The sequence below is a fragment of the Bacillus luti genome (genome assembly GCF_001884105.1).
Taxonomy (GTDB): Bacteria; Bacillota; Bacilli; order Bacillales; family Bacillaceae_G; genus Bacillus_A; species Bacillus_A luti.
Map to the genome: position 1 here is coordinate 75,102 of NZ_MACI01000009.1, position 11,520 is coordinate 86,621.

Below are 11,520 nucleotides of genomic sequence, written 5' to 3' on the forward strand. Positions count from 1 at the left end.
TTTTTTATTCTTCTCTTGATGCAATGGTTTGCGCGATCGCATCTCCATGAAATCGACCATTCTCAATAAATATTTCATTCGCATTATTTCCAGCAGCAATTACACCTGCAATGAAAATATTTTCAGCGTTCGTTTCCATTGTATCCTCGGCATAAATCGGACGTCCTGTTTCTTCATCAATCCGAACACCCATCTTCGTTAAGAAGCTATGATCAGGATGGTAACCAATCATCGCAAATACAAAATCATTTTGGATTGTACATGCCTCACCATCAACTGTATACGTTAATGTATGCTCAGTAATTTCTTTCACATGAGCACCAAAATGCATTTGAATTGTGCCGTTTCGTACTAATCCCTCAAACTCCGGCAAAATCCACGGTTTTATGCTTGGTGAATACTCACTTCCGCGATACAGTACCGTTACACGCGCACCCGCTTTAACAAGTTCTAACGCAGCATCTACACTCGAGTTTTTCCCACCTATAACTACTACATCTCGATCAAAATAAGGATGTCCCTCTTTAAAATAGTGAGCCACTTTCTTCAATTCCTCACCTGGAACATTCATATAATTCGGATTGTCATAATATCCAGTTGCTACAACAATATATTTCGCTATATATATTTCTTTACTTCCGTCACGTTTTGTCGTCTCAACCTGAAAAACTTCTCCATCTTTTCGAACTTTTTCCACTCGTTCAAAAGCATTCACTCGTACAGATTTGCGCTTCACTACTTCACGATAATACGCAAGCGCTTGATTTCGAAATGGTTTACGATTTTCTGTAATAAAAGCCACTTCACCAATTTCTAATTTTTCACTAGAAGAGAAAAATGTTTGATGTGTCGGATAATTATAAATGGCATTTACAATGTTTCCTTTTTCAATTACTAACGGATTTATCCCTACCTTTTGCAACGAAATTGCTGCTGCTAATCCGCACGGACCGCCTCCAATTATGATAGCTGTTTCTTTCTGCATACTCGGTTCACTCCTAGTCTTCTACCAATACACTATTTATAAAAACAAGAAAAAACCTACTTACAGCAGTAGGCACCTATCTTTATTGTATTCATTTTTCATATATTTGTCATCTAAACGAAACGTACATCCGATAGACATCTGCTAAAAACTGCTGAAATTTAATACCTTGTTTCCCTAATACATTTTCAGGATCAATCTTTCTTGCTGGATCAAGCGTTTTATGTGATACGATATCTTTTTTCGGATTCAAGCCGAAATTTTGACATAAATATGCATGATACCACGTAAAACGGGTATATGCTTCCCAAAAGTTAACATTACCACCATAACAAAGTTCTACTCCAATGGCAGCCTTATTGGCATCATAACCGTATAAGTCATTATCTGTCGGCACACCATATCGAACATGATAGGCAACTTCATTTATAGGAACAATTTCTAATATTGTTTTGTCATCTATAAATGTATGTGCCGAGGCTTTCGGTTGTATTTCATTAAAATAATCCCGATTCCCTATCGCATTGCTACCAGGATTCCCCGTATCATGACTTACAATAAACCTTACTTTAGAAAGAGGAATTCCCGGTCGTGAACTTCCATATCCAATATAGTTACGCTCTATAGGAAACATCGCCATTACTACCAACTCCCACTTCAGAAGATTACCTTACTTCCTTATATATGTATTCGGTAGCAATGTCCTTATCGCATATTTCTTACGCGAAGAGAAAATCGAAAATATTTGATGTGAACACCATAAATAATAAAATACTTACAGCGACTCCATAAAAACCGTAAAACCAAACACAATCTTCTTTCGTATCTAAACCGAAAAATTTATTTACTGATTGTAATAATGTGCCGCGCTTACTTTGTTTGTTTCGTAATACTTCCACTCGTTCTACAACATCTGCTGGCATCATAAATCTTTGGTCTACTGTCATTTTCATCATTTATCTCTCCTTAAAATCATTTCCGTTTTGTTTATCTAAGGAGAGTATAGCACGTTTGTTCGTGCAGAACAAGCGTTCTTTTTTAATTTTATTTTATTTTTCAACAAACCAATTAATAATTACCAATATAAAAGCGATAATCGGTCCTACTACAACAGCACCAAATATTAAAAACAGTAGCCCTTCCCCGAACACCCGAACGATACTTGTTTTTTTGGCTCTCATCGTTCTTGCGAGTTCTCCCTCTAACCTCTTAACCTTTTCTTCTAATTGTTCTACTCGTTCCATCATTTCATTTTCCATATACAACACCTCACTCTAATACTTCAACAAAAAAACGTGATTCCCTCGAAAGGAATCACGTTTTCTCACATTATAATATTATACCCAACCTCTGAAGCGACTTGCTTCAGCCATTTTACGAACACCAACCATATACGCTGCTAAGCGCATGTTCACTTTACGAACTTGTGCTGTTTCATAAATAGAGTCAAATGATCTTACCATTACTTTTTCTAAACGTTGTTCTACTTCTTCTTCAGTCCAGTAGTAACCTTGGTTATTTTGTACCCACTCAAAGTAAGATACTGTTACACCACCAGCACTTGCTAATACGTCTGGAACAAGTAAAATTCCGCGATCTGTTAAAATTTTAGTCGCTTCTAATGTTGTTGGACCATTTGCTGCTTCAACAACGATTTTCGCTTTAATATTGTTAGCATTTTCTTCTGTAATTTGGTTCTCAATTGCAGCTGGAACTAAAATATCGCAATCAAGTTCTAACAATTCTTTGTTTGAAATTGTATTATTAAATAGTTTTGTTACTGTACCGAAGCTATCACGACGGTCTAATAAATAATCAATATCTAATCCGTTTGGATCATGTAATGCACCGTAAGCATCTGAAATTGCAATAACTTTTGCGCCTGCATCATGCATAAATTTAGCTAAGAAGCTACCAGCATTACCGAACCCTTGAACAACAACGCGTGCACCTTGAATATCAATGCCACGTTTTTTTGCAGCTTCGCGAATACAAATTGTTACACCTTTCGCTGTTGCTGTTTCACGTCCATGTGATCCACCTAATACAAGTGGTTTACCTGTAATAAATCCTGGTGAATTAAACTCATCAATACGGCTATACTCATCCATCATCCACGCCATAATTTGAGAGTTTGTGAATACATCTGGAGCTGGAATATCTTTCGTCGGCCCTACGATTTGGCTAATTGCTCGTACATAACCGCGACTTAATCTTTCTAACTCACGGAATGACATTTCACGTGGGTCACAAATAATTCCGCCCTTACCTCCGCCATATGGTAAATCAACAATACCACATTTTAAACTCATCCAGATTGAAAGTGCTTTTACTTCATTTTCTGTTACATTCGGATGGAAGCGAATTCCACCTTTCGTTGGACCAACAGCATCATTATGTTGCGCACGATATCCTGTAAATATTTTAACAGTCCCGTCATCCATACGAACTGGTATTTTCACTGTCATCATACGAATTGGTTCTTTTAATAATTCATACACTTCGTTTGGATAACCCAATTTTTCTAATGCTTCACTAATAACAATTTGTGTTGAATTCAATAGTTCAAAATGTTGTTCCCTTTGTTGTTGTGTTTTTGTTTGAGTTCCCTTTTCGGCTACCATAGTAAGTAAACCCCCTGTAATTTCACTTGTTTAGTAAACCTTCATTGCCTAGTATACACCCTTAAATTTGGAATGCAATAGAAAACGCTAACAAATATATACAAACTATTTTCTTTTGCAAGCGTTTTCACTATTATTATAGTCCTTTTATTGCTTTTAGAAAAGTAAAATACTTAAATATTTAAATATTTTTCATTTTCATCAAATACATTACAAAAAAAAACGGATCTATTTGACGAAGAAAAACGTAAACAAACATTTGCAATCAGCTATATTTTCAACATTTTAGATTTACTACCCTTGACCAAATAAAAAGAAAACCTCAAGCTACTCTACTTTAGCTGAGGTTTTCTTTCTTTACAAAATAGTTGTGTATTTGTTCAATTGCTTGAGTAGCCATTAATTCTTTACCATACTCCATTAGACGATAAATAGTTGCTGTAGACGGATTACCATATTCCGCTAAAATAGCTATAAAATCTGCCTTCAGTAATTGAACTTGCTCCTCTTCTTCCATCCAAAGATAGAAACGACCATCCCACGTATATAGTTTTCCGCCAGTTACATCAAGGTTATATAAACGATTCGACAGGTTAATTACGTCATCTAGTGTAGCAAATTCATATAGTATATGTTCGCTTTCATCTAGAGTCACTTGCATTTCAATAAACTCGTCACGGAACTCATCATCTGTATCCATTTCTTGATTTTCTTTCGTAACAATTACAACCATTCCTTGTGCTTGTAGAGAAAATACTTCCACTGCAATCGGACCATCTGCTTCAAATCCTAATTCCTTATTTGCTTCTTGCATCATATCACGAAATAATTGCTGTACTTTCGGTGCATTTCTCCACAAATCTTCTTTCGTTAATCCTCGTTCAGATAAATCATCAAATGTTAAGAAAATTTTTATCTTATTGTAATTTAATCGTTCCAGCCTCATCTCATACCCTCCCTACGTAACCAATGAATCTAATTTTTATTATATGAAATAGAAAATAGATGGTTCTTTTCGAACAACTATTCTGACACTTTTAACCATTCATCCCATTCTTTTTTCGTATCACCGATTAGGATCGTTTGAATGTTCAACTGATCTCGAGCACCTATTTTTCCTATAAGTCCAACAGAAAGGTCTCTACTTTTTTCTTGTAACAAATTAACAAAATTCATCGCCCGTTTACATTCTCGTCCATCTTCAAAAGATACAAATAAATACTTTGCCTGTATTTGTTCAGCAGCTGACAAAAGACCATCTTCCTCAAAACTTGTCCTAATATATATCGCCTCATATTCTTTTAAGCGCAAATACGTTGAGAAGACAAATCCTTTCAACATAGTATTTTCTAAAACAATAACTTTGTGTAAAGAAGTAAACGATGACGCGTTATGATATACCATTCCTAAACGAGTTTGCAAAAAAGAGACTACATATTGAAATTGCGCCATTGTAATCTCATTATTATTTTTTAACGTTTGCAATTTGTTTGCCACTTGAAGAATAGTACTTGCTACAACTTTTTCTGTTGAATATATACTAAAAGCCTCGTTTAATAATGCAGAAGTTGTAATTTCATCAAATTTTAACAAAGCTTGTAGTAAATCGTCCACTAAAACAACTTCTTTATCAGAATATAATTCTTCTTGAACGTTACTCTGCAAACGATTCCCTTCTAATAATTGAACTGCTTGTCCAATCATCATACCGGAAGAAACCTTCTCCATTAACCATTGCAGAGTTTGAATATGCTCCTCTGTATATAAACGATGCCCCGCATGATTTCGCTTTGGAGCAATAATATGATAACGTCTTTCCCATGCACGAAGTGTACTCGGCTGAATTCCAATTATATTCGAAACAGCTTTTATATTATATTTTCCATTTAGAGCTGGCATCATTTCCCTCCGCATAAAGTAATAATATGAGTTTGAGCAGGTGCTCGAAAACGAAGCGGGATCAATGTTGTTCCATACCCATTACTAACAAAAAGAGTCATATTTGAATGATTATATACGCCACCCTTTAAATATTTTTCAGATGGGAATAATCGAATCTGTCCTCCATGTGTATGTCCACTTAACACAAGTGAAATTTGTTCTTTTCCAGACATTTTATTTATTATATCAGGGTTATGGCTAATTAGTATGCGAAAACCCTCTTCTTTACAATCTGCCAACGCTAAATCTAAACGATCACGCTTCAATCCAACATCATCTACACCGAGTAAGCAAATCTTCTCTCCTAATTCAGACTCAAATACAACCCTTGTATTATCTAAAACTTTCACATTATTTTCTAATAGCAAAGCATCTAATTCATGATATTCAATCTCATAATCATTATTTCCCCAGACAAAATATACAGGAGCTATTTCTCTTAATTTTTGAATATTGGCAGAGATTTTTGATAAGGGGACGCCTTTTTCTGCCAAATCACCACCAATAATGACAAGATCTACTTTTCCTTTTACTTGTTCAATTATCGAATTTGAAATGACTCTTCTATGAATATCAGAAATAAAAAACACATTCACTTTTTGAAAACTTTTCGGAAATTCTTTAAATACTAAAGTATGTTCCAACACAGTATTACGCATCGCTTCTTTATACATTACAAGAAGAAATAGAATACCTATACATATGAGAGTACTTAATAATATAATCCATATCATATTTTTTCCTCCCCTCCTTATAAAGGTAATCTTCTTTTTATAACAAACTATAAGTCACTTATTTTACTAGCTTTCTTGCTCCGCGGACTTATCTTTTATTGGAATTTTTAATTCTTGGCCTACACTTACTTCATCTTCTTGTAAATTATTATATTTTTTAATCACTTCAATTCCACTTTCATCTGAAAAATACTGCCTCGCTATACTTTCTAAAGTTTCTCCCTCTTTCACCGTATGCGTTGCCACTTTTTCAGACTGTTTTGGCGATTCAGATTTAGCTGAATCAAAGAAAATTACTTCAAATGCACTTTTCCCAGCATTATTACTATCACTTTTCACCTGAATATATTTATCCGTATACCATAATATGCTAATCGGAAGCAATATGAATAGGAATGTTAAAACCCGGACGAAAATATGATTCATTTTAAACTTTTGTTTTTTCTCTTTATTTCTATGAATTTCACTACGCGGCGGTAAACTTTCATCTTCTTCCACTCGCTCAACTTCTAGTTCCTCTTCAAAATCAGGAATTCGTTTCCTCATGTTGTTCACCACCACCTTCCATTTATTTTCTTAATTGGAGTCCCATTATAAAATCAACAAGAAAGTGTGCAAAGATTGTTATAAACAAATTTCCTGTCCATTCAAATACATAGCCAAAGACAAAACTAATGAAACAGACGAAACAAAACAAAAAAGGCTTTTTTATATATCGAATATGTAACACTGCAAATACGAAACTCGCTATTACAATTCCAAAATGAGTCTGCACTACGCCTCTAAATAAAAATTCTTCTGCAAAGCCAATCACGAACGTAATAACAAGCAATTGCATGACTGACATCCCTTGAAACATTTTATCGTTAATACCCCCATCATCAAACCACGACTCTGGAAATACTCGCATTGCAACATAATCTAATAACACAATACCAATCGCTAACAAGCCACCTATTATAAGTATAGACACCGGTTCCCATTTCCAAAGACTATATACTGCTTTTATATCTTGAAATAATATATATGCTAGTAAACAGCCAATACCAATAATAATTAACTGTGTTATATACAAGTTCAGTCTTATTTCCTTCGGACTCATATCTTCAATATTATGCCTTTGAATGTTCATCATTCCTCCATCTTTTCTAGGCCGAAAAGCTTTTGTAACTCTGTTTCCCAATTATAGTCGAAATCCGATTGTTGCGCTTGTCTTTTTTTATAATCTGTTTTTGTAATACTACAATAGTCACAGCAGTTTTTTAATTCTTGCTCTTTTCTATAACCGAACTGTTGCAGCAAATATTCACGCCTACATCCTTTCACTTGTATCCATGATTTCATGTTTTCTAACTCACTATATTTATTACGTAGCCTTAATTCTACTTCAGCTACTATTCTATTCATAATTTCATCTGACAAGCTCTCCAATATTAATTTTCGCTGTTGTATGATTCCAAGCTGTTCGAGATGATAGCGGATAAAACGCCAATATTGTTCATTAAATCTTGCTGCATTATAACAAATTTCTTCTACCTCTTCTATTGGTAATTCTTTCGTTTGAAACATTCTTTCTTGTAGTAAAGAAAATAAAAATTGTATTTGCGACTTACTTGGCAATTCATCTTCAATTATTGAAATTGGCAAATCGTGATCTAACGGACTACATAGTAATATAGCTATACTCGGTTCACCGTCTCTTCCAGCTCTTCCGATTTCTTGTAAATAAGAAGCTATATTAGTCGGATAATGAAAATGAATAATATATCTCGTATTCGCCTTATTTACTCCCATGCCAAAAGCACTTGTACATATTACAAGCTGCAACTGGTCATTCATAAACTGCTGTTGAATTAACATACGCTCTTCATGTTCCATACCACCATGATAAAAAGCGACACCAGTAACGCCTTTTCCTCTTAAGTATTCTGTTAAACGTTCTGTCCACGCTCTACTTGAACAATATACAATCCCTGGACCTTGTAAATACATCACCTGATCCAAAAGCGCTTCTTTCTTCTCTTCTATCGTCTCCACAAATTGTACTTCCATTGCAATATTCGGACGATCAATGGAGTATACATGCTGCGTCACATTCTTTAAATCTAAACTCTCTGCTATATCTCGGAGTACATCTTTCGTCGCGGTTGCAGTTAATGCTAGCACCGCAGGAGACCCGATATTCTCAATAACTACATTTAGTTTTTTATAGTCTGGTCTAAAATCATAACCCCATTGTGAAATACAGTGAGCCTCATCCACAACAAATAATGAAATATGAATTCTCTTCAATTCTCTTATTAACAATTCCGACTGTAACATCTCTGGTGAAACAAAAATAAATTTATATGAAGCTAATTTTTTCATTGCTTCTCTTTTTTCATGTAATGTCCGAAAACTATTAAATGCTATCACTCTGTTTTTCACAACATATTTTAATTGTGTAACCTGATCTTCCATTAAAGATAATAATGGTGATACAACAAGTACTGTTCCTTCTTGCATTAACCCTGGAAGTTGATAGCACATAGACTTCCCTCTTCCGGTCGGAAGCATCGCTATAACGTCTTTTCCTTCCAATAAATCTGTAATTACCCCTTTTTGCCCTGGACGAAATTCAGAATATCCAAACCACCTATGTAAATATTCCTCAAGTTTCATTTATACCCTCCATCCGTGCCAATACAAGACGGACTTCAAAATAAGAGATGTCCTCTCCAACCGCTTGTTTCAACTCACGCAACTTACGTGTTTGTAATGCATCAATTACTTTTGTTACTTTATCTATTTTGTCTTTTTCCATAAACATCTCGATAGAAAAATCTCTTTCTCGCAAAGCAATTTCAACAAAATGATCTTCTATCGTCGCAACCTTTAAATTTCTAATTGTAGCTATTTCATCTAAAGAGCGCCCTTGCTTCCAAAAATTATATGTTTTTTTCGTTGATAAACTAAATAATTCCGCTCTCTCATTTGGATAAGAGATAATCTCAGCTAATAACGGAAATTCATTTTCTTTATCACGAACTTCTTGTATAAGGAAATGAATTGTACCCCAAAATAAAAAGTACACCCTGAATATATCTTGTTTCGTAATTTCCGCTAATTGCTGCAATGTACAACCTATACGTTCATATCCTGTTAATCGATATGTTACAATCGTCGCTTCTACCACATCACCTTTACCTAAAAGATTATGTATTTCTTTCCATAATCTTTTCGCCAATTCATTTCGCCTATACGGTATACCTGTTAAAAAGCGTTTTACCCACACCATGATTTCTGTATCTTGTTGAATCGGAATAAACTTCGTATTATTCCGTTGTAAATTAGATATAGTTTGAATAATTAAGGATAATCTTTTCCAAAATGTTTCACCTAATTCACCATAGTGCAAACCGTGTAAATACGCCGGAAAAGCATATACTTCCTCCCATGTATGTAACTGCACGTTACCTTTAGATGTTAACAAATATGTATTTTCATGTATTTCTTGAATCAAATCCGCTTGTAACAACTTTGCAACTTCACGATCATATTCAGTTCTATTTAACGATTTATATATCCCAAACAAAAAGGAAATTCGGAACATATTTCCATCTTGTAACGTTTGCGAAGAACGTTTTCCCTTTAATAAATAATAAATAGAAGAAACGGTCCTTTCACCATTCAATTGTTTTAAACAATACAATAAAGTATATTGTAGTTGCATTACCGCTTCCACCTTTCAATCTAACTTAATTGCTTTTCGGTACGATTGCACCTGCACCGTCTACCGTTACCCATTAAACTTATCATATCGGCACTATATACTTGTATATATTCTATTGTACCAAACGAAATAACATTTACGTATTTTGAAAATCTTATGACATAATGCAAAAATAAGTTGACACTCTAATTGATAAGCATTATCATTATAATTTTATGTTGAAAAGTTTTAAAAACCGTTTTACAATAAGGTTATAATTTTTATGACGAGCTTTTCACATACATATTATCAGGAGGGAAAAAAGATGGCAAAATATACAATCGTTGATAAAGATACTTGTATTGCATGTGGTGCTTGTGGCGCTGCTGCACCAGACATTTACGACTATGATGATGAAGGTATTGCATTCGTAACATTAGACGATAACCAAGGTATCGTTGAAATTCCAGATGTATTACTTGAAGATATGATGGATGCTTTCGAAGGTTGTCCAACTGACTCAATTAAAGTTGCTGACGAATCATTTGACGGCGACGCTTTAAAATTCGAATAGTCTTTTATTAACTTCAAAAAATGCCCCTCATATTAATGAGGGGCATTTTTTGTTTGCATAATACTTAATAAAAAACCATTAGTAGTTCCATACTACTAATGGTTTTATTCTATCTTCTATGCATTTTTCATTTTTGCAAACACCCATACTTTCAGGCGTGAAAATAACGCTACAAATACAATTGTCACAACAATTCCTTTAATCAAATTAAACGGTAAGATTGCCGTTACAACTGTTGTTCTTATCGCCTCACTAGACATAGCTGGTGAATTTAAAAACCAAGTGTAAGCTGGGAATATGATGATGTAGTTTAATACACTCATGATAAGCGCCATTGTAATTGTCCCTAGCATTAATCCTGACGTTAAACTCTTTACAGTACGATACTTTCTAAATAAGAAAGCCGCTGGTCCAATAAATAAACATCCTGCAATAAAGTTTGCAATTTCTCCAACTGGCACACCCGTTAAACTTCCTTGAATCCCGTAATGTAAAATATTCTTTATCGCCTCTACAATTACTCCCGCAATTGGTCCGAAAATAATTGCTGCAATTAGAGCCGGCACATCACTAAAATCAATTTTTAAAAATGGCGGAAGCCCTGGGAACGGGAAATCCAACATCATCAGTAAATATGCAATACTACTTAGCATCGCTACACTCACCATCTGCACTACACTGTTTTTTTGTTTCATCTTTCTCTCTCCTTTTCCATCGATCATCTCATGGAAAGTGGAAAGGTTCTGCTATGCCTATTTTTTCATAGAATGAAAAAACCCTTTGTGTTTTACACAAAGGGAGAATTTAAGGCACATCAAACAGACGTTCAAATACCTATCTTTTTTGAACGCTTGAACCTCCATCTTCTCCCATCCAGACTATACTGTCGGCTTTGGAATCACACCAAATCCTGCCTTAACGGCTCGCGGGCTTAGAACAAAATCATACATAGTTCATCACCGCCGGTCGGG

At 34.7% G+C, this 11,520-nt stretch carries 14 protein-coding genes and 1 riboswitch; of the genes, 1 reads left to right on the forward strand and 13 read right to left on the reverse strand.

Features of this window, described 5'->3' with window-relative positions; all coding sequences use genetic code 11:
• Positions 1–4: 4 nt before the first annotated feature.
• The 12 genes from BAQ48_RS01975 to BAQ48_RS02030 all read right to left on the reverse strand — a co-directional run bounded on the left by BAQ48_RS01975 (position 5) and on the right by BAQ48_RS02030 (position 9,996).
• Complete coding sequence (locus tag BAQ48_RS01975; RefSeq protein ID WP_071709790.1) at positions 5–985, reverse strand: YpdA family putative bacillithiol disulfide reductase; 981 nt, start codon at positions 983–985, stop codon at positions 5–7.
• A gap of 109 nt (positions 986–1,094) precedes the next feature.
• On the reverse strand, positions 1,095–1,625 hold the full coding sequence (locus BAQ48_RS01980; protein ID WP_071709791.1) for a peptidoglycan recognition protein family protein: 531 nt from the start codon (positions 1,623–1,625) through the stop codon (positions 1,095–1,097).
• Positions 1,626–1,704: 79 nt separating this feature from the next.
• Positions 1,705–1,941: a DUF3961 domain-containing protein gene (locus tag BAQ48_RS01985; protein ID WP_001983018.1), complete on the reverse strand. Its 237-nt coding sequence runs from the start codon at positions 1,939–1,941 to the stop codon at positions 1,705–1,707.
• 93 nt (positions 1,942–2,034) lie between these two features.
• Complete coding sequence (locus BAQ48_RS01990; RefSeq protein WP_071709792.1) at positions 2,035–2,244, reverse strand: hypothetical protein; 210 nt, start codon at positions 2,242–2,244, stop codon at positions 2,035–2,037.
• A gap of 78 nt (positions 2,245–2,322) precedes the next feature.
• Positions 2,323–3,609, reverse strand: a complete 1,287-nt coding sequence (gene gudB, locus BAQ48_RS01995; RefSeq protein ID WP_071709793.1) for an NAD-specific glutamate dehydrogenase — start codon at positions 3,607–3,609, stop codon at positions 2,323–2,325.
• 337 nt (positions 3,610–3,946) lie between these two features.
• Complete coding sequence (locus BAQ48_RS02000) at positions 3,947–4,555, reverse strand: genetic competence negative regulator (RefSeq protein WP_071709794.1); 609 nt, start codon at positions 4,553–4,555, stop codon at positions 3,947–3,949.
• Positions 4,556–4,632: 77 nt separating this feature from the next.
• Positions 4,633–5,508: a MerR family transcriptional regulator gene (locus BAQ48_RS02005; protein WP_071709795.1), complete on the reverse strand. Its 876-nt coding sequence runs from the start codon at positions 5,506–5,508 to the stop codon at positions 4,633–4,635.
• Positions 5,508–6,284, reverse strand: a complete 777-nt coding sequence (locus tag BAQ48_RS02010) for a metallophosphoesterase (protein ID WP_071709796.1) — start codon at positions 6,282–6,284, stop codon at positions 5,508–5,510. Before BAQ48_RS02010 ends, BAQ48_RS02005 begins: the two co-directional genes overlap by 1 nt.
• Positions 6,285–6,350: 66 nt before the next feature.
• On the reverse strand, positions 6,351–6,830 hold the full coding sequence (locus tag BAQ48_RS02015; protein WP_001231539.1) for a LysM peptidoglycan-binding domain-containing protein: 480 nt from the start codon (positions 6,828–6,830) through the stop codon (positions 6,351–6,353).
• A 22-nt stretch (positions 6,831–6,852) separates the two neighbouring features.
• On the reverse strand, positions 6,853–7,416 hold the full coding sequence (locus tag BAQ48_RS02020) for a CPBP family intramembrane glutamic endopeptidase (RefSeq protein WP_071709797.1): 564 nt from the start codon (positions 7,414–7,416) through the stop codon (positions 6,853–6,855).
• Complete coding sequence (locus tag BAQ48_RS02025) at positions 7,416–8,945, reverse strand: RecQ family ATP-dependent DNA helicase (protein WP_071709798.1); 1,530 nt, start codon at positions 8,943–8,945, stop codon at positions 7,416–7,418. The genes BAQ48_RS02020 and BAQ48_RS02025 overlap by 1 nt, the downstream gene beginning before the upstream one ends.
• Positions 8,935–9,996 (reverse strand): YpbB family protein, encoded by a 1,062-nt coding sequence (locus BAQ48_RS02030; RefSeq protein WP_071709799.1) that lies wholly within the window; start codon positions 9,994–9,996, stop codon positions 8,935–8,937. Before BAQ48_RS02030 ends, BAQ48_RS02025 begins: the two co-directional genes overlap by 11 nt.
• Before the next feature lie 304 nt (positions 9,997–10,300).
• On the opposite strand from BAQ48_RS02030, the gene BAQ48_RS02035 reads away from it, so the two are divergent.
• Positions 10,301–10,549, forward strand: coding sequence for a ferredoxin (locus tag BAQ48_RS02035; RefSeq protein ID WP_001151996.1), 249 nt, complete (start codon positions 10,301–10,303; stop codon positions 10,547–10,549).
• 116 nt (positions 10,550–10,665) lie between these two features.
• Here BAQ48_RS02035 and BAQ48_RS02040 read toward each other — a convergent pair whose 3' ends face one another.
• A complete protein-coding gene (locus BAQ48_RS02040) occupies positions 10,666–11,244 on the reverse strand; it encodes an ECF transporter S component (RefSeq protein ID WP_000810847.1) in 579 nt (192 codons plus the stop codon).
• Between the two features lie 162 nt (positions 11,245–11,406).
• Positions 11,407–11,520, reverse strand: a riboswitch (FMN riboswitch). This riboswitch is flagged as partial in the annotation.

Excerpts from the sequence above, each read along its gene's own strand:
- BAQ48_RS01980 (WP_071709791.1), bottom strand. The coding sequence starts at position 1,625 with ATGGCGATGTTTCCTATAGAGCGTAACTATATTGGATATGGAAGTTCA.
- BAQ48_RS02040 (WP_000810847.1), bottom strand. The coding sequence starts at position 11,244 with ATGAAACAAAAAAACAGTGTAGTGCAGATGGTGAGTGTAGCGATGCTA.
- BAQ48_RS02020 (WP_071709797.1), bottom strand. The coding sequence starts at position 7,416 with ATGAACATTCAAAGGCATAATATTGAAGATATGAGTCCGAAGGAAATA.
- BAQ48_RS01985 (WP_001983018.1), bottom strand. The coding sequence starts at position 1,941 with ATGATGAAAATGACAGTAGACCAAAGATTTATGATGCCAGCAGATGTT.
- BAQ48_RS01975 (WP_071709790.1), bottom strand. The coding sequence starts at position 985 with ATGCAGAAAGAAACAGCTATCATAATTGGAGGCGGTCCGTGCGGATTA.
- gudB (WP_071709793.1), bottom strand. The coding sequence starts at position 3,609 with ATGGTAGCCGAAAAGGGAACTCAAACAAAAACACAACAACAAAGGGAA.
- BAQ48_RS01990 (WP_071709792.1), bottom strand. The coding sequence starts at position 2,244 with ATGGAAAATGAAATGATGGAACGAGTAGAACAATTAGAAGAAAAGGTT.
- BAQ48_RS02035 (WP_001151996.1), top strand. The coding sequence starts at position 10,301 with ATGGCAAAATATACAATCGTTGATAAAGATACTTGTATTGCATGTGGT.
- BAQ48_RS02025 (WP_071709798.1), bottom strand. The coding sequence starts at position 8,945 with ATGAAACTTGAGGAATATTTACATAGGTGGTTTGGATATTCTGAATTT.
- BAQ48_RS02015 (WP_001231539.1), bottom strand. The coding sequence starts at position 6,830 with ATGAGGAAACGAATTCCTGATTTTGAAGAGGAACTAGAAGTTGAGCGA.
- BAQ48_RS02005 (WP_071709795.1), bottom strand. The coding sequence starts at position 5,508 with ATGCCAGCTCTAAATGGAAAATATAATATAAAAGCTGTTTCGAATATA.
- BAQ48_RS02000 (WP_071709794.1), bottom strand. The coding sequence starts at position 4,555 with ATGAGGCTGGAACGATTAAATTACAATAAGATAAAAATTTTCTTAACA.
- BAQ48_RS02030 (WP_071709799.1), bottom strand. The coding sequence starts at position 9,996 with ATGCAACTACAATATACTTTATTGTATTGTTTAAAACAATTGAATGGT.
- BAQ48_RS02010 (WP_071709796.1), bottom strand. The coding sequence starts at position 6,284 with ATGATATGGATTATATTATTAAGTACTCTCATATGTATAGGTATTCTA.